This window comes from Pedobacter terrae, from assembly GCF_036946585.1.
GTDB classification, from domain to species: Bacteria; Bacteroidota; Bacteroidia; order Sphingobacteriales; family Sphingobacteriaceae; genus Pedobacter; species Pedobacter terrae_C.
Map to the genome: position 1 here is coordinate 401,726 of NZ_JAQIIV010000002.1, position 15,541 is coordinate 417,266.

At 39.1% G+C, this 15,541-nt stretch carries 19 protein-coding genes; 10 read left to right on the plus strand and 9 right to left on the minus strand.

The annotated features are described in order from the left end of the window. The first annotated feature begins 363 nt into the window (after positions 1–363). From PGN18_RS04250 to PGN18_RS04260, 3 genes are all read left to right on the plus strand, one after another. Positions 364–1,122, plus strand: a complete 759-nt coding sequence (locus tag PGN18_RS04250) for an SGNH/GDSL hydrolase family protein (RefSeq protein WP_335318114.1) — start codon at positions 364–366, stop codon at positions 1,120–1,122. A 1-nt stretch (position 1,123) separates the two neighbouring features. Further along, the gene (locus PGN18_RS04255) at positions 1,124–2,788 is read left to right on the plus strand and encodes an FAD-dependent oxidoreductase (protein ID WP_335318115.1); all 1,665 of its coding nucleotides are present in this window, start codon (positions 1,124–1,126) and stop codon (positions 2,786–2,788) included. Between the two features lie 442 nt (positions 2,789–3,230). Next, positions 3,231–3,458 (plus strand): hypothetical protein, encoded by a 228-nt coding sequence (locus tag PGN18_RS04260; RefSeq protein ID WP_335318116.1) that lies wholly within the window; start codon positions 3,231–3,233, stop codon positions 3,456–3,458. Here the strand turns inward: PGN18_RS04260 and PGN18_RS04265 are convergent. Both PGN18_RS04265 and PGN18_RS04270 read right to left on the minus strand, forming a co-directional pair. Continuing rightward, the gene (locus tag PGN18_RS04265; RefSeq protein ID WP_335318117.1) at positions 3,447–4,403 is read right to left on the minus strand and encodes an IS481 family transposase; all 957 of its coding nucleotides are present in this window, start codon (positions 4,401–4,403) and stop codon (positions 3,447–3,449) included. The two genes, PGN18_RS04260 and PGN18_RS04265, sit on opposite strands and share 12 nt — an antisense overlap. Positions 4,404–4,464: 61 nt before the next feature. Next, a complete protein-coding gene (locus tag PGN18_RS04270) occupies positions 4,465–5,574 on the minus strand; it encodes a PAS domain S-box protein (RefSeq protein ID WP_335318118.1) in 1,110 nt (369 codons plus the stop codon). 220 nt (positions 5,575–5,794) lie between these two features. Here PGN18_RS04270 and PGN18_RS04275 point away from each other — a divergent pair, with 220 nt between their 5' ends. Together PGN18_RS04275 and PGN18_RS04280 are read left to right on the plus strand one after the other, a co-directional pair. Continuing rightward, positions 5,795–6,160 carry a response regulator gene (locus tag PGN18_RS04275; RefSeq protein ID WP_335318119.1) on the plus strand — a complete coding sequence of 122 codons (366 nt, stop codon included), beginning with the start codon at positions 5,795–5,797 and terminating at the stop codon, positions 6,158–6,160. 234 nt (positions 6,161–6,394) lie between these two features. Further along, a complete protein-coding gene (locus PGN18_RS04280) occupies positions 6,395–6,826 on the plus strand; it encodes a response regulator (protein WP_335318120.1) in 432 nt (143 codons plus the stop codon). 343 nt (positions 6,827–7,169) lie between these two features. Here the strand turns inward: PGN18_RS04280 and PGN18_RS22340 are convergent, their stop codons facing one another. The 3 genes from PGN18_RS22340 to PGN18_RS04290 all read right to left on the minus strand — a co-directional run bounded on the left by PGN18_RS22340 (position 7,170) and on the right by PGN18_RS04290 (position 8,805). Next, positions 7,170–7,286, minus strand: a complete 117-nt coding sequence (locus tag PGN18_RS22340; RefSeq protein WP_442955335.1) for a DUF6965 family protein — start codon at positions 7,284–7,286, stop codon at positions 7,170–7,172. 337 nt (positions 7,287–7,623) lie between these two features. Further along, on the minus strand, positions 7,624–7,803 hold the full coding sequence (locus tag PGN18_RS04285) for a hypothetical protein (protein ID WP_335318121.1): 180 nt from the start codon (positions 7,801–7,803) through the stop codon (positions 7,624–7,626). An 870-nt stretch (positions 7,804–8,673) separates the two neighbouring features. Continuing rightward, positions 8,674–8,805 carry a hypothetical protein gene (locus PGN18_RS04290; RefSeq protein WP_335318122.1) on the minus strand — a complete coding sequence of 44 codons (132 nt, stop codon included), beginning with the start codon at positions 8,803–8,805 and terminating at the stop codon, positions 8,674–8,676. 17 nt (positions 8,806–8,822) lie between these two features. On the opposite strand from PGN18_RS04290, the gene PGN18_RS04295 reads away from it, so the two are divergent. The 4 genes from PGN18_RS04295 (at position 8,823) to PGN18_RS04310 (ending at position 11,334) form a co-directional block, all read left to right on the plus strand. Continuing rightward, the gene (locus PGN18_RS04295; RefSeq protein WP_442955336.1) at positions 8,823–8,963 is read left to right on the plus strand and encodes a hypothetical protein; all 141 of its coding nucleotides are present in this window, start codon (positions 8,823–8,825) and stop codon (positions 8,961–8,963) included. Positions 8,964–9,377: 414 nt separating this feature from the next. Continuing rightward, complete coding sequence (locus tag PGN18_RS04300) at positions 9,378–9,647, plus strand: helix-turn-helix domain-containing protein (protein ID WP_335318123.1); 270 nt, start codon at positions 9,378–9,380, stop codon at positions 9,645–9,647. 314 nt (positions 9,648–9,961) lie between these two features. Then, the gene (locus PGN18_RS04305; RefSeq protein WP_335318124.1) at positions 9,962–10,654 is read left to right on the plus strand and encodes a DUF421 domain-containing protein; all 693 of its coding nucleotides are present in this window, start codon (positions 9,962–9,964) and stop codon (positions 10,652–10,654) included. Beyond that, positions 10,651–11,334 (plus strand): DUF421 domain-containing protein, encoded by a 684-nt coding sequence (locus PGN18_RS04310; protein WP_335318125.1) that lies wholly within the window; start codon positions 10,651–10,653, stop codon positions 11,332–11,334. The genes PGN18_RS04305 and PGN18_RS04310 overlap by 4 nt, the downstream gene beginning before the upstream one ends. 461 nt (positions 11,335–11,795) lie before the next feature. On the opposite strand, the gene PGN18_RS04315 is transcribed toward PGN18_RS04310, so the two are convergent. Further along, positions 11,796–13,025, minus strand: coding sequence for a glycoside hydrolase family 76 protein (locus PGN18_RS04315; RefSeq protein WP_335318126.1), 1,230 nt, complete (start codon positions 13,023–13,025; stop codon positions 11,796–11,798). Between the two features lie 102 nt (positions 13,026–13,127). Between PGN18_RS04315 and PGN18_RS04320 the strand changes: the two genes are divergently transcribed. Continuing rightward, positions 13,128–13,355, plus strand: coding sequence for a hypothetical protein (locus tag PGN18_RS04320; RefSeq protein ID WP_335318127.1), 228 nt, complete (start codon positions 13,128–13,130; stop codon positions 13,353–13,355). 245 nt (positions 13,356–13,600) lie between these two features. On the opposite strand, the gene PGN18_RS04325 is transcribed toward PGN18_RS04320, so the two are convergent. The 3 genes from PGN18_RS04325 to PGN18_RS04335 all read right to left on the minus strand — a co-directional run bounded on the left by PGN18_RS04325 (position 13,601) and on the right by PGN18_RS04335 (position 15,469). Further along, entirely contained in the window at positions 13,601–13,933 is a 333-nt protein-coding gene (locus tag PGN18_RS04325) for an Arm DNA-binding domain-containing protein (protein ID WP_335318128.1), read from the minus strand. Between the two features lie 507 nt (positions 13,934–14,440). Next, on the minus strand, positions 14,441–15,298 hold the full coding sequence (locus PGN18_RS04330; protein ID WP_335318129.1) for a DUF1963 domain-containing protein: 858 nt from the start codon (positions 15,296–15,298) through the stop codon (positions 14,441–14,443). Positions 15,299–15,310: 12 nt separating this feature from the next. Further along, on the minus strand, positions 15,311–15,469 hold the full coding sequence (locus tag PGN18_RS04335; RefSeq protein WP_335318130.1) for a hypothetical protein: 159 nt from the start codon (positions 15,467–15,469) through the stop codon (positions 15,311–15,313). Positions 15,470–15,541: the final 72 nt, after the last annotated feature.

Consider the following 15,541-nt stretch of genomic DNA (forward strand, 5'->3'; position numbering starts at 1 on the left):
AATGAAGTTATATTTGATAAGAATTTATTGCAAATTTTAGCATTTGTGCTAAGCTACCAAGAACAAGGAACGACATGGGGTTGATGATTAAACGTTCCCCCGATAGTTGCCTATTAAAGCAGGTTTTATATCATTGCTCACGATAATCTGGTTTGGTGATAATTTTTCCCTTCACCATTTACACTTTCAGATTAGGATAGGGATTATATGCTGTTTCGATTGATGATCAAAAGAAAATTGCTATATTTATTTTATCAGACATCTTTCTAACCAAGCTATATTTATAAGCCTAATAAGCAGAATCAGTTTACTTCAGCGCTAACATAAGCAATGGGGGCGGAGAAGGTAACCAGTAATTAAATAATGAAAAGAAGACAGCTCATAAAAGCAGGTGTTGTTACAGCCTTGGGAATGGGGACAATCGCTCAGCTTCCAGCTGCTGAAAGCGCTCTGGATGGTTCCCTTAATTTGACCGGTCTAGCCCGACTCATTCCTAAAGTGATCAATTCGGGGGTCGGCGGTAATAACACAAACGATCTTATCGCCAGGCTGGATAAGGACTGCCTGGCTTACCAACCACAGCTAACCATACTAATGGCCGGAACAAACGACATGAACAGTGTCAAACATGTTCAGCTGACGCAATACCTCTCTAACATGGATTCCATGATGAAGCGCATTACATCTGCAGGAAGTGCCTTATTGGTACTGAACATCCTTCCTGCCTATGAACCCTACCTTTTCACCCGCCACCCTGAAGCATTTTATCAACCCGAGGGTGTCGCTGGAAGACGGAAACAGCTAAATGGTGCCTTGGAAAGATTGGTATGGAAAAACAATGTACATTTTCTGGATATCTGCCATCGCTTTGAAGCCATAGGGAAGATAGGAATTGAAAAAGATTCACTTATCCAGAACATGGCAAATACCAATAAAACAGATGGAATCCATCCAACGGCCAATGGTTATCGGTTTATCGCCCTTTCCGTGTATGATTATCTGAAAGCTAATCATTTACATGCCTCCAGATCTATCGTTTGCTTCGGTGATAGTATAACCAAGGGCGACGGGTCGATTGACCAAGACAGTTATCCGGCATATTTAAGCAAATTGTTATCCTGAAATGAACGTTCAATATTTAAAAAAGATCATAATAGCCGTTTTATTTCTGGCAAATATAACTTCCCGTGCACATGCAGAAACCGTAAAAGCCTATGAGGCAGATATTATTATTTACGGGGGAACTTCTGCGGCGGTCATTGCTGCGGTGCAGGCATCGCGCTCCGGGAAATCGGTCATAGTCGTTTCCCCGGACCAGCACTTGGGCGGACTTTCATCTTCCGGACTAGGGTTTACCGATACCGGAAACAAGTCGGTAATAGGCGGGATAGCCAGAGAATTTTACCATCGGGTTTATTTGCATTACCAGGGGAGAGAAGCCTGGAAATGGCAACACAAAGAAGAGTATGGTAACAAAGGGCAGGGGACGCCTGCCATTGATGGGGCTGATAGAACGATGTGGATCTTTGAACCACATGTTGCTGAATCCATTATGGAGGATTTCGTAAAAGAAAATAATCTTCAGGTATTCCGCGGTGAATGGTTGGATAGAAAAAATGGAGTGGAAATGAAACAGCACGTCATTTCGGCTATCCGGACATTGTCTGGAAAAGAGTTTAAGGGTAAAATGTTTATTGATGCAACCTATGAGGGTGACCTGATGGCTGCTGCCAAAGTAAGCTATCATATTGGAAGGGAAGCTAATTCGGTATATAAGGAAACCTGGAATGGTGTCCAGCAATTAGCGTTCCAGCACAATCATCATTTTGCAACAAAAATAAGCCCCTATCGCATATCAGGTGATAAAAACAGCGGGTTACTACCTGGAGTGTCCAATGAGCCGGTGGCAGTAAAAGGTAGCGGCGACCATAAACTGCAGGCTTATTGTTACAGGATGTGCCTTACTGATAAGCCTGAAAACCGAAAAGCCTTTACCAAACCTGATCTCTATGATCCAATGCAATATGAGCTACTGGCGCGTCTTTTTCAAAGCGGCTGGAATGAACTTTTCAATAAATATGATCCTGTACCAAACCGAAAAACGGATACCAATAACCATGGTCCTTTCAGCACAGATTTCATTGGCATGAATTATGGATATCCTGAAGCTTCCTACGAAGAGCGAAAAAAGATCATCAAGGCACATGAAGATTACCAGAAAGGGCTGATGTATTTTATGGCCAATGATGAAAAGGTTCCGGAGCTGTACAGGACAGCAATGCAGAAATGGGGGCTTGCAAAAGATGAATTTGTTGATAATGGAAACTGGCCCTACCAGATTTATGTACGTGAGGCACGGCGAATGGTAAGCGATTATGTGTTGACTGAGCATGAAGTGTTGGGTAGGAAAAATGTTCCAAAGCCGATTGGCATGGGTTCCTATGCATTAGACTCCCATAATACACAGCGGTACATTACACCGGAGGGGTATGTGCAGAATGAAGGAGATATTGGCGTAAAAGCACCCAGGCCCTACAGCATTTCGTATGATGCGATTGTGCCCAAAGCAAGAGAGTGTGCGAACCTGCTGGTTCCGGTATGCCTGTCTTCATCGCATATTGCCTATGGGTCAATACGTATGGAACCGGTTTTTATGATCTTGGGGGAATCAGCTGCCACTGCCGCTGCCTTGGCGATTGATCATCATATCGGAATACAGGAGATCAGCTATAGCGAACTGAAGGCAAGGTTGCTCAAGCAAAAACAATACCTTGAACTTACAGAATGATTTTGCGCATTTCCGTATAAAACGATTCGCTAAACAAGGGCACCGTCAACTCCAAAATAAAAAATCACTTTGTTTTTGGAAGGGTTAATGAAAGAACAAATGCTGATCCATCATCAGCAAGCGATAGAGCGGATAAGGATAGGATTACATATTGTTGAATGGTCATACCAATAATAATGTTGACATCTGTTTACTTAACTTCACCAACTTTCCCACAATGCAGAAAGAAAATTATTCTTTGGAATCCCCTTAACTGGGTGTTGAAAAGATTGGGGAATTCAATTGATCAATGTACAAATTTAGGTTTTACGTCCGGCACGCAGAAAGAAATTCCGGCATAAACCCTTTAGCAGCGTTTGCGCGCGCTGCTATTTATTCCGTTGCTTCTTTTGCTTTGGCGGCCGGCAAACCTGGCGAAGCACCATAATTAAATCGAAATATTATGGAAAACTCACTTTCTCAGCTTGCGGAGATCGAAATCAGCTGCCGCCTGAAGTTTAAGGCCATGGAGCGGCCACAGATTGATAGCTCCGATAAAGCGTACCATGCGCTCGTCAACAATTGGAATCAGGATGGGATAGACCTGATCGAAGAATTTAAGATCATTCTCCTGAATAGAAGAAATAGGGTATTAGGTGTGGGATTTACAGAGATCGTTTCACTTATATAGCTTAGAATCAAGCCAATAATTTTGCACCTTAATTCTTTCTTTCAAAGGATCATACATGTTACCAAATTCGTCCCATACAGGTGTTTTATCTGCCAGATCATTAGCCACTTGCATGGGAGATTTTCCTTTTAACGAGCTATGTTCCCTAAACCAGTTGTAGTGAAATTGCCATTGCGATAGCAGATTGGGCAAATCTGGGTCCTTAATATCAATAGTCGAATACAATTCGTCTAAGTCGGTTCTTTGAGTCCTTTCTACTTTCCCGTTAAGGTGTGGAGAGCGCGGCTTGATCGGCCGAAACTTAATGCCATACTCCATAAGCTTTTCTTGAAATGTATAGGCGAAAAACTCCTTACCTCTGTCCGTTTGAATGCGTTGTATAGGGAAAGGCATCTGTTCTTTTACTGTTTCAAGGAATCTCAAAGTATTAGTTGCTGTTCGCCTGGTGAAGAGTTCAACAACTTTAAAACGGCTGCAATCATCAATTGCAGTATATTGATAAAGCTTGCCAGCTATCTTACAAACATCCATTTGAACGCGGTCGCCAGGTATTGGCCTGTTGTACCGATGTAATCGTTTACGGTAATTTCGCCTAAGTTTTAAGTATTGCCTATTATTTCTGATCAGTAACTTATGGATAGTGGCGGTAGATAAGGTCCGGTCATATAAACGTTTCATTTCGTTGGCAATACTACAGTGGCCGAGCTTTCGGTTGTCTCTTAAATCGAGAACTCGCTGCTCATCTTCTAAGGTTATTTGAGTGTGTATTTTATGAGGTCTTCTACTGTGTTCATTAAGGCCATCAATACCACGTTCCTTATACCTTTTAATCCATTTTCGTAGTGTTGGACGGCTGATACCGCAACGCAAGTAAACAATAACTGCCACACCAATGGATTCATAAAGCTTAACCCATTCAAGGCGTTTTTTTACTTCATTATTCATTGTTGTTATTTATGTTGTAATGTGGTAAAACCAACGGTTTTTCCATCATTTTAATATAAAGTTATGGAAAGGATCTATATGAATCACACACATGATGTCTACCCAGATCTTTTGTAACCTTTGTAAATCCTATCACATTGTCGTCTTTATCATGGATAGCGGTAATCACTACGTTAGCCCAAAATGTGCTTCCGTCTTTTTTTACCCTCCATCCCTCATCTGTTGCCTTGCCGAGGGCTTTTGCTTCTTGTATTAGTTTTTGGGGCTTGCCTTCCTGAATATCTTTTGATGAATAAAATATGCTAAAGTTTCTGCCAACTATTTCCTCCTCGTGATATCCCTTAACGATTTGTGCGCCCCGGTTCCAGTTTTCAATATTTCCTTCTTGATCTAACATTAAAATAGCATAGTCTTCTATCTCCTGAACCATTCTATTAAACCTGGCAAGCTTTAGGTCTTTTTCATTGATGGTTTCATTCACTATTGCCTTTATTCGGCCATCCAAGGTAAAAGCTGCATCAGAAAGCATTTCGAACCATTTTTTATCTAGCCTCATCTGGCCATTAGAGCCTAGGTTGACCAGAGCCATGATTATTGTTAAGGGATGCCTTATTTCATGAGACTGAATGAACGCGATCTCCTGTAACGATTTGTTCTGTGATTCTGCACGTTGGAGTTGTTCCTTAAGCTGTTCAGTAATCGATTGAATTTCCATCAAATACATCATCTGACGAGATAATATCCCAAACATCTGTAGTTGCTGAGGTGTTAGTTTTCCAACTTTCTGATCTAATAGGCATAGTGCACCGATAATTTCACCGCCTTGCGTAATCAAAGGGGCCAACGCAAAAAAACCTACATCCAGTTCCCCTGTAACCAGCGAATTACTACTTATCCTTTCATCATTACATACGTCAGAGACAATCATTATAACCGAAGATTTTATCGCATTTCGGTAAAAATCGCTTTCCTTGACAATTTGATCAGGATGAATCCCTTTGGCAATCTTCACATAGTTCCTGCTATCATCGATCAAAGTGATAAAAGCGATTGACTTACTGCATATATCAGTTACCATATCTAGGATAGATTGGAATTCATAATTTCCAGTCAAATTTAAATCAATGAATCTATTAACCGTTCCTGGCGTAACAACATCTTCTTTCTTCATGCGCACCATTTTTTCTCGAAATAAGCAAAAATTATACAAATTATTTTCAGAAAATTATTAAAACGATTTAGCTCCCTTAAATGATAAATCTACATACCCCAGAAGTTAAAACGCTAATCATTTTTCTTCATTTGACACGCTGAACAATCTGATTTGACCAAACAAAAATAATTTAAAACCTTTATATCACCAAGTTACGTACCTGATGAGTTAGTTGTTTATGAAAAAGATTCTTGTGATTGATGATAGTGATGAGATTTTAGCAATCTGCCAGTTTATTCTGGAAGATGAAGGTTTTAAGGTATGTTGCACCAGTGAGACTGATCATGTCATTGCTGTTGCTAAAAAATTCTTGCCGGACCTCATTTTACTCGATGTCAACTTAGGCTGTTTGCACGGCAGCGAAATTTACGATTTATTAAAAGTGGTCGACGAAACAAAAGAAATCCCTGTAATCATCATGTCAAGTAGTGAACGCTGCATGGTAGAAAAAAAATGGCGTAATATGCCTGGGAGGTTTATCGGAAAACCGTTTTCACTTAATGAGCTTACCAAAACAGTTGAATCCCAGCTTTTTCCAATTTAATTTTAAAGTGAACTTGGTATTCAAAGATCAATCTCCTTGCCTAACCACTTTTAAGCTGATTAGAGAGACTATCGTCTTCAACAAGAAGTAGTTAAATATAAGATTATCATACTTTAATAATATATATCGCCGGCATGAACCGACTGCTCTATCAATTATGTTTGGAACTAAAGTATATCTCCGGCCAGCAAAACAAAAATTTTCAGCTAATTTTGGTTAAACATTTATTTAAAAATGATTATTTCTGATAAAAATAACGTGATTAGGGAATTACTTTTGGTTGATGATGATCCGGTGATTTTGTATATTCATCAGGTTATTTTAGCAAATTTAAATCCTATATTCCTGTTTGATTTTCTTTCAGGGGAACTTGCAATCAATTATCTTTATCACCCTGATAATAAAGACAAACAATTTTTAATCCTCCTTGACATCAATATGCCCGGCATGGATGGATGGGCATTTTTGGAATATTTAAAGCAACATTCAACATTATCCTCAATTCATGTGGTAATTGTATCCTCTTCCAAGGAATCCAGCGATGAAATTCGTGCTGCAGAATTTCCAATGGTAATAGGTTATTTGCTTAAACCGCTTTCTGAACAGGCAATGATAGATTTGTTAGATAAGAATGCTCAAACCCAAGGTTACTTTTTGCAAAAATAGGCAGTGACAAATAATCAGGTGTGTAACGCTATCCATGGCTAAAAATCTTCCTGGAGAAATTACAAAGCAGAAACAGCTGTATGACCATAATAAAATACCTGATCCATTCCTTATTTTTGTAAGGACCATTTTTCAAAAGCTAAACATGTGGAGCCAAAAAGAACTACTAGCAAATCAAAATGGACTGAACAGCCACAGCACATCATTGCTTTTGAAAGTCAGTTCTATTCAGCTGAAAAAAAAATTGAAGATTAGATTCTATAAGCAGCTTTAAAGCCTTTAGCCGATAGATCACCGGAGCATTAGTTTTACTCGGATCATTTTCAAAGAAATAAACTGAATCTTAAGGAATTTTATTGACGTCGGCGATGTCCGTCCCGGGAAACAGCATTACTGGTGGTTTTGGTAATTCCACATTTTTAAACCACTCTTCCAACGCAATAACTTCCGGTAATGTCATGCCGCGAAACTATGAAATATTTATGAGTTGCAATAGTGCTTCCAATACATGGCGGTAATTTGATAGGGATTTAATAGAATATGATTAGTGGATGACCTATTACATATCGAATTAGAAATCCTTTTCTTTTCCGGATGTCACATCAAATAAAAAAAGCAGAAGCGCTGATTTAATCACTCATTTCCATGCAGCTTCTTTAGTGCTCAAAATAAGCTTTACAGTTTATCTAAATTTCAGATTATATTCTCTCTTATCCAATAACACCAGCGGGTTATCGGTCTCGATCATTTCTTTTATGGCCGTCGTTTTCTCTTCAGATTCTTATAAAAAGATTCCGCTATTTATATCCCATCCTATAGCCCAGATCGCCATGCCTGGTTTTGCCGCTTGTCGCATTGAATAACCAATTCTGAAGGTTAGTGTTGCAGAGTTCGCTTTTCATTTCCTGCCAAAGTTCCTTCTCGTGTGCACTTGTATACACCGAAGCCTGGCTGCCTGTTTCCTGATTTCTATTCATTATCAACACTTCATAAATAAAACTTGAAAAAACCTCTTTGATCAGATTGTCAAGCAAACCACATTGACTCACTAGAGGGTTTATTTTCCGCTGTTACGTATGGATACTCGTGGGCAACCCTTTCCCTCACAAAACATAGGGGGTTACGTTGTGAAATTTTTCAGGCAGGTAAGTGTTAAAAAGATTTTCCGTGTTGATTTTCAATATGTTCGACTCATCTAGCGCTATAGTTTTTAAGACCATCGATCTGGATTTTCTTCCATAACTGCTCAATAATTGGTGTTTATTAATCAATCGTAAAAGAAACATTTCCATAATCAACCGGTAAAAAGGCAGCCAAGGTATTGCGGCCACCCAACTCTATGCCCACCAAAAGACTACGGCATAAACGGTTTCCTCCCCCATAAATGGGGCCCCTCCAATTATTCCGTTTCCTTTGGTCTTGCGCTTTGGCCGCACTTATGACCTGCTTTCTTTTTTCCGGTTTTTCTTTTGGAAAATTTGCGGGAGGGGCAGACAGCTCAGGGCTACAGCGGAAAAGGAAGGCATAAGAAATAATGTATAACCTTTAAAAGGAACGATTATGAACATTATCTGACGATTGACACGGGATGCGGAGGTGCGCAACGTGGCAGAAGACAAACAAGTTGTAAATTTTTCGGTAGCGATTAACAACAGCTACAGCGAACAAAGACGGGGAAAAAGTTGAGCAAACAACCTTTTTTGACTGCGCATACTGGCTGAGCGCAAAAGTAGCAGAATTCCTTACAAAAGGCATCCTTGTTGAACTTACGGGGAGGGTTTTTGCAAGGGCTTGGACGGGCCGGGACGGAGAGCCACAAGCAGGTTTAAATTTTAACACACCACAGATTAGATTTCACGGAGGTGGTAAAAAATCGATTGGATGGCACCGATGTTATGCAGCCTAATGCGGAGGCAAGTGTAGTAAATAGTGGTGTTGGAAACGATGATCTGCCATTTTAAACCATTCTTATCACTCATTTAAAAATTTTAAAATCATGGGACACCATTTAAATTTAAACCAAACCACAGGTGAGTATTCATTTTTTTCGGTTAAGAAAAAAGCATGGCACGAACTGGGCCGTATCGTAGGTCAATATCCAACAAGCGGGGAAGCAATACGCTTTGCGGGATTGTGATACAAGATAATTTCTCATATCCATTGTTAATTTACAATATGACCAACTTAGAATATCAATAGTTTGTTACATAGGCGTTAAATTTAAAATATGATTCCCTGATCAACTTCGCAGTAATTCTGAATGATCAGAACTAAATTTGATAGATGATCAATGGTCATGCAAAATTGGTTGGTGATTGCTAATAAATATCATTTCAGCATTTTACCCTGCTTTACTAACTACGGGGTTAATGATGCTAAAATGGAAGCTATCCGAAGCATGATAAGACATGTCTAAACATTTAGTTGATCATTTTGTTAATCTATAGGTCATGTTCTCATTCCTGTGTAACCCCTCGTGTATTAAAAGCTTACCATCAGACCCTGTAGTACATGTTCCATATTTTACAAATATTTAAACTATGCGCATCCTATGGAAAATGTACTTTCCCAAAAGGCAAAAATTGTTGCCATGAACATCAGATTGGTTAGAGAATACAGAGGTTACACCCAGGGCTATCTCGCTGCAAAGCTTAGCATATCCCAAAATGCTTATAGCAAAATTGAACTTGGTTATAGTAGGTTAACCATTGACCGTTTATTTCAGCTGGAGGTAATCTTAAGGGTAGAGGTAGTACAATTAGTGATGTTAAATCATCGCGACTTAATCAAAACTATCGCTCAGGCCGAAAAACAAATGTAACATCAGGTTAGGGTTCATCGTAAAAAGATGATCGTTTAATGTTTGTCGGCAAAGGCTGCATTTATCTAAAAAAAAAACACGTTGGTAAGCGCTTTATATGCATTTATATACGGAATAAGAGGGAAAAACTTAAAATTTCTGTGTGTTTGCGAGATTTTAGCTGTAAAACTAAAGGTATTTAAGCTAATTGATTAGTAATTATTAAAAATCGGGGAAAAAATAATACTAACTATAATCGTCTTATTCAAACCTTTAAAGATTCATCATGTTAATATCATGGCTTTACCTAACGTAAATCAAAATTTAAATCTTATATGGATCCTGAAGAAGTTAAGTTAAATGATTTTAAAAGAATTTTATTCGGAGAAGCTCCGGGGATCTTTTTAATTGAGACCCTGATCAGGACACTGCTCATGTATTTATTTTTATTATTGATCATCAGGTGGCTTGGAAAAAGGATGAGCGGTCAGCTATCTATAAACGAGATGGCTGTGATGCTTGTTTTGGGAGCCATCGTTTCCGTGCCGATGCAGTTGCCTGGAAGTGGACTGGCACAGGGCATGCTGCTTCTTGTATGTACCTTAACTTTTCAACGGGGAATGAGTTGGTTTGGGTACAAGAGTGCCACTTTTGAAAAACTATATATGGGCGAACCAATTATGCTCGTACGGGATGGTGTATTTGAGTTAGCCGAGCTACGTCAAAATAAGATCACCCGGCAAATGATTTTTTCACAACTCAGGCAAAATGGGGTAATGTCACTCGGTTGTGTAGAACGCCTGTATATGGAAACTTCAGGGATTTTCAGTATTTACTGTTTCAATCACTCAAAGCCGGGGCTGTCGGTTTTCCCTCCAACAGATCATATGCTTTGGACTGAACAGGATAAGCATGATAATTTAATGGCCTGCAAAAATTGCGGTTACACGGAGGAGGTTGAAGCAATTCATAAATGTTCAAATTGTACACACGATGAATGGATCGAAGCCGTGATAATAGCCAAATGATGAAGAAAGAAGATATACACTTATACGATTGGCAACGAATTCTTCTTGGCGATTTACCAGCCGAGTTTTACGTAGAACTATTAATCAGGGTTACTTTTGTTTTTATCTTGTTAATTTTTTCGATGCGCGCAATGGGCAAGAGGATGGCCGCACAATTATCCCGTAATGAGATGGCAGCTCTGGTTTCCCTGGCAGCAGCAATAGGCCTTCCTATCCAATCGCCTGATAGGGGTATTCTACCGGCTCTGGTGGTGGCGTTGGTTGTGATAACGATTCAAAGGCTTATAGCAACAAGAGCGTATGGAAATCAGCTAATGGAACAATTTGCTCATGGCGATGTCAGTTTACTGATTGAAAATGGGGTAATTGATAAAAAGGAAATGCTTAGGGTACGTCTGACTGAAGACCGGTTATTTGCCCAGTTGAGATCACATGGCATACGCCATCTTGGCGAGGTTCAACGATTGTATCTGGAGGTAGATGGCGAATTTACAATGTTGAAAAAAGATCAGCCAACTCCCGGGCTATCGGTATTGCCGGCTTTTGATGAAGAATTTCTAAACCGTCAGTCCCGGCAAAAGCATAAGGTTTGCATCAATTGTGGAGAGTTGCCGAATAATGAAAAAGAGATTAGCTGCTGCAATTGCGGGGGAGAAACGTTCACCAGTCCAATCTGCTGATGCAATATTTTATCCGCTGAGCGAATTAAAATTGTGGATTTGATTGGCTGGGCTGCAAATCAACATCAGGCTACGCCTGTGCAAATGGATTATATCATATCCATTAACTAGTACTCAAGTTGGTGAAATGTCTTGCTTGCCTGCAAGCTAATGAAAATGCAATAAGACCATCAGAATTAATTTGTCCAGGTGCCTACGACATCTATTTTCGCTTAGGTCCTTAGTTCTGTGAGCAGAATTTACCATATTGCTCACATTTGGAGCTTATCGAGGGTCGCATCTATATTGGCTGGGACGTCGTCAATTGAACGCCCTGTTTTCGCTCCATTTGCCCGCCATTTTTTTTTGCTAGGCCAGGTGAGGTCACCATTTAAAAGAGCTTCCGATATGATAATCGGAAGCTCAATGTCCAAATACATCAAAATACTTAAGGTTAAATTTAATTTATTACGCCTTAATCATTAACGATAATAGTAGATACCATTAACCATAGCAACGCCGCAGGTAGTTTCAAAAGCATTACGTGTGCTTTCTGGCGTGCGGGTTCCCCATATATTCCACATGAGTCCCTGGCTATTGCGAATAGACCATGCCTGTGCTGCATTGGCATCAAGCCAAGGCCCGTAATTACCTGCTGTACCGGTATTTTTTACAAAAAGGCAGGCCCAGCGGGCAAAAATACTTTTCATCCCCTGAGTATCAGCAATGCCATTCTCATCTTTTAAGATTCCTCCGGGGGAATTACAAAGGCTATTGCGTGCATAATCCATCGCTTTGGTGCCCATTGACAGGTAATTTACTGCAGGAAAATCAGCACGTAATAAATCACAGGCGCCAATAAAAGTTCCCTGCGTATAAGAAAGTGCACCTTCGGTAATGGTACCGGCTTTGTTGATTGCCCCCTTAACTTCACCGCTTGATGAATCGTAAAGTCTGCTGACCATCCAATCCATAATGAGCTTAGCCTTGTTTTTATAACTTACATCACCTGTTGCCTGGTATAACAGCATCGCACATATCACTGCCGGCGCGTTTACACAAGTGTTTTTAGTTTGATTATCGGTGGTCCACCATAAGCCACCGCCTAACGATTGAGTATCCCAGGCGCGGTTCCACATCATGTTAAAGTTATTTTTTGCCATGTCCAACATGCCGCCATCATTGGTTATTTTAAAAGCCCTTACACACATCAGTGCCCCCCAAACAATATCATCATTGAACTTATTGTCCGACCACAATAAACCATAACCATCCCTTACTCCATTGTATAAATAAGAAATCTTATTTTTTAAATCGGTGCTGGGATTGATATTATAGGCATCTATCAGCATTTCAATCGCTTCCTGCTGGGTCCAGAAATCCATCCGGCCGGTATGGTTATCATCCTTCCAGTAGTATGCCTTGTATGAAGGACCATATGTGCCGTATTGATTATAAAAGTGATTGTTATAAACCTGCATGGCCACTAAGGCCTCACTTTTAGTAGGAATGGAAAGGGTTGCCACCACATTAGATTTTGCATTTAAAGCACTTTTGTCAGGTGATAAAAGTGCGATGTCTGATGGATCTTTTTTACAGGCAGTAAAGAAACAGCTGAAAGCGAATAGGCTTGCTAAGAGTTGTTTTCTGTTGCTCAATTTCAGTCCATAGGAATGTAATCCTCTTGGCTCAATGGTAATTTTCTTTTTCATAGTTAAAATAATGTTTATAGATGGGATGTATTTGGTTAGCGGTATAACGAAATGATTTTTAATCATCTGAATATACATACTTGTAATTAAAAATATACAGTAATGGCTGGCGCAACGAATATTTTACAAAAACGATTTAGAAATGACCATAAAACACTTGTGTTAAGAAACAGGGGTGACAAGTGTTATAGTCTACATGTTTCTCTTGTATCTTATCTTGGTGTCCAAAATAACAGTCCTGGTTTGGTTGCACCTCAATATTGCGAAAGTGTACCTGGGCGTTTATCAGATGGTGTTCATTTTGAAAACCTGAATAGCATGCACACTTAAAACCAATATTGGTATATCTCGAACCGACTTGATTTGCTCGCAGAGGTCCAAGCCTGAGCCATCTGGCCAACATCATATCCAAGAGGAATAAATCAGAGGATTGCTGGCTACTGGGGTTCGTAAGATGAGGAGGTTTGCTCTAGTTCTCTTAGTTCATAGGATAACACCTTTGCTGAGATATCCAGGCGCATATTCTTCTTTCTCCACCAATGTTTTCATTTTTTCATTGTGGGTTTTAATGGCTTCTAGTATGGTGTGCGCTTTTTTTCTTTGCCTAAGAATTTGCATTTTACACTATCGGTGGTTATTTCGGCTCCGTTCACGCTTAACTGGCTATGGGCTGCATAAACTTCCGCTTTCATATTTTCCAGATAGGTATTCAAAGTTCTAACATCTTCCTTTGTGCCAATGACTTTTCCGGCTTTTGCATTCCATCGCTCCGGCTCGCAGTTTCTGCTTGTTGACATTTCCGCATAAACCCCGTTTACCATAATTCTTAAAAAAATAAAATAGACAGCCCCTTTTGGGTAGTTCTTTTGCTTTTTCAAATAGAAAAGCAGGCTAAAATTGGTCTTCATAATCTAACGATTAAAGGTGAAACAAATATAGCTTTGCAACTAAATCTACACAAGATGTTCAGCTTGTAATATCCTGTACAATAAATGATTATGTATCATTCGTTGAGTCAATTTAACCGTTTTGCCTTACTCACCGAATCACTCACCAAAGTTTTGTGAATTCGTGCGAAATTTAGCAATTCCTTAAAAGCAAAAACCCTGCTAATCGTGCGATTGCAGGGTTTTATACATTTTGATAGTGATCTTTGTGATCCCGCTGGGATAATAACCGAATAATCCAAGCGATACTAAATGAGCAAGTTATAAATAATAGTTAATCGTCATTTCTGACTGGGCACCAAATTGGGCACCAGTTATTTTGATACGATATGACTAACTTTAAAGAACAATTTATTGTAAACCAAATATAAGTTTTTTATCTGATATTTAATAACTTATTACTATTTATCTTCTTTTCATTTTATTGAAACACATACCAGCCTATTGAATATACTTGAAGTCATCAATTTAAGTACTTTGGATAACAAGCTTTGTATTATTGAAGTTTTTGCATTTCAAATCATCCTTGTGAATACCAAAGTATAAACAGTTGTCGCCATAATTTGGTAGACTAATTCGCTTATCACATAGATCTATCTGTAAAAGCAGAATAAATTCATCACCAATTTCTTCTGCCAAATCCATATATTCATTTATTTTCTGATAGTAAATATCTTCCGGCTTAATTACCGCAGCCCCCCAAAACATTCTTACCGAGCCCTGAACAGCATTTGGATCACCTAGCATATGATGCCTGGTGTAATCCTCTTCACCGTATGTTAATTCAGAAATATACCATTCAAGTTCGTCCAGTTCATCTAGTACCGTGGAATAGAAACTATTGTTACGAATTATTTTCTCCTGGTATGATGGCAACGTATAATGCTGGTAAAATTCGACAGGGTATCCGCTATCTTGTTCTGAAGCTTTATAACCTAATAAATCTTTTGGATTAACATTCTCTAAATAGATGATTTTAATATTGTTTATTAACTCGCTATAGTCTTCCGATTTGCAATTGGCAACAAAGAAATACAAAATACCTCTAAGCTGTAAGTCAGGATTGAACATCGAGGCTTTAGTTAAGTTTATCTGCCCTAAAAAAGTTAAGGGTAAATTATTTATTTCTGGCCAAATAAAATCTTCTCCTATATCAGGCATACCCCCAATCTTAGATTGGATGAAAGCGTCATCCACTAATTTAGGCCATGCTTCTCGGGTACTTTGATTTTGCATCCTAATACCAATAGCAGGCGAAATTAAATCAAGAATTAACCTCGCCTGACCGTCAAATAGTTCATCAATTTTGTCAACTATTTTCTTCATACATAGCATGGTCTAAACTTTTCCGTAAATCCTCTCCCTAGCACCACCTTGTAACCACTCATTTAACGATAGGTCTGTAGGCATAAATTCAATCCCTGTACAACCTGGCTCCTCTATTTCTTTTTTAAGTTGTTCTGAAACGATATATTTAACCCCGCCTTCTACATCCAATAAAAAAAAAACTTGTATAATCCATTAATTTAAATTTCTCTTTAATTTGAGTATATTAATATCTTTCCAGTT

What these genes read in the sequence shown, in the direction of transcription:
- PGN18_RS04280 (WP_335318120.1), top strand. Translation starts at nt 6,395, where the DNA reads ATGATTATTTCTGATAAAAATAACGTGATTAGGGAATTACTTTTGGTT.
- PGN18_RS04250 (WP_335318114.1), top strand. Translation starts at nt 364, where the DNA reads ATGAAAAGAAGACAGCTCATAAAAGCAGGTGTTGTTACAGCCTTGGGA.
- PGN18_RS04300 (WP_335318123.1), top strand. Translation starts at nt 9,378, where the DNA reads ATGGAAAATGTACTTTCCCAAAAGGCAAAAATTGTTGCCATGAACATC.
- PGN18_RS04330 (WP_335318129.1), bottom strand. Translation starts at nt 15,298, where the DNA reads ATGAAGAAAATAGTTGACAAAATTGATGAACTATTTGACGGTCAGGCG.
- PGN18_RS04270 (WP_335318118.1), bottom strand. Translation starts at nt 5,574, where the DNA reads ATGAAGAAAGAAGATGTTGTTACGCCAGGAACGGTTAATAGATTCATT.
- PGN18_RS04290 (WP_335318122.1), bottom strand. Translation starts at nt 8,805, where the DNA reads ATGAGTGATAAGAATGGTTTAAAATGGCAGATCATCGTTTCCAACACC.
- PGN18_RS04265 (WP_335318117.1), bottom strand. Translation starts at nt 4,403, where the DNA reads ATGAATAATGAAGTAAAAAAACGCCTTGAATGGGTTAAGCTTTATGAA.
- PGN18_RS04255 (WP_335318115.1), top strand. Translation starts at nt 1,124, where the DNA reads ATGAACGTTCAATATTTAAAAAAGATCATAATAGCCGTTTTATTTCTG.
- PGN18_RS04310 (WP_335318125.1), top strand. Translation starts at nt 10,651, where the DNA reads ATGATGAAGAAAGAAGATATACACTTATACGATTGGCAACGAATTCTT.
- PGN18_RS22340 (WP_442955335.1), bottom strand. Translation starts at nt 7,286, where the DNA reads ATGACATTACCGGAAGTTATTGCGTTGGAAGAGTGGTTTAAAAATGTG.
- PGN18_RS04315 (WP_335318126.1), bottom strand. Translation starts at nt 13,025, where the DNA reads ATGAAAAAGAAAATTACCATTGAGCCAAGAGGATTACATTCCTATGGA.
- PGN18_RS04295 (WP_442955336.1), top strand. Translation starts at nt 8,823, where the DNA reads ATGGGACACCATTTAAATTTAAACCAAACCACAGGTGAGTATTCATTT.
- PGN18_RS04305 (WP_335318124.1), top strand. Translation starts at nt 9,962, where the DNA reads ATGGATCCTGAAGAAGTTAAGTTAAATGATTTTAAAAGAATTTTATTC.
- PGN18_RS04285 (WP_335318121.1), bottom strand. Translation starts at nt 7,803, where the DNA reads ATGAATAGAAATCAGGAAACAGGCAGCCAGGCTTCGGTGTATACAAGT.
- PGN18_RS04325 (WP_335318128.1), bottom strand. Translation starts at nt 13,933, where the DNA reads ATGAAGACCAATTTTAGCCTGCTTTTCTATTTGAAAAAGCAAAAGAAC.
- PGN18_RS04260 (WP_335318116.1), top strand. Translation starts at nt 3,231, where the DNA reads ATGGAAAACTCACTTTCTCAGCTTGCGGAGATCGAAATCAGCTGCCGC.
- PGN18_RS04320 (WP_335318127.1), top strand. Translation starts at nt 13,128, where the DNA reads ATGGCTGGCGCAACGAATATTTTACAAAAACGATTTAGAAATGACCAT.
- PGN18_RS04275 (WP_335318119.1), top strand. Translation starts at nt 5,795, where the DNA reads ATGAAAAAGATTCTTGTGATTGATGATAGTGATGAGATTTTAGCAATC.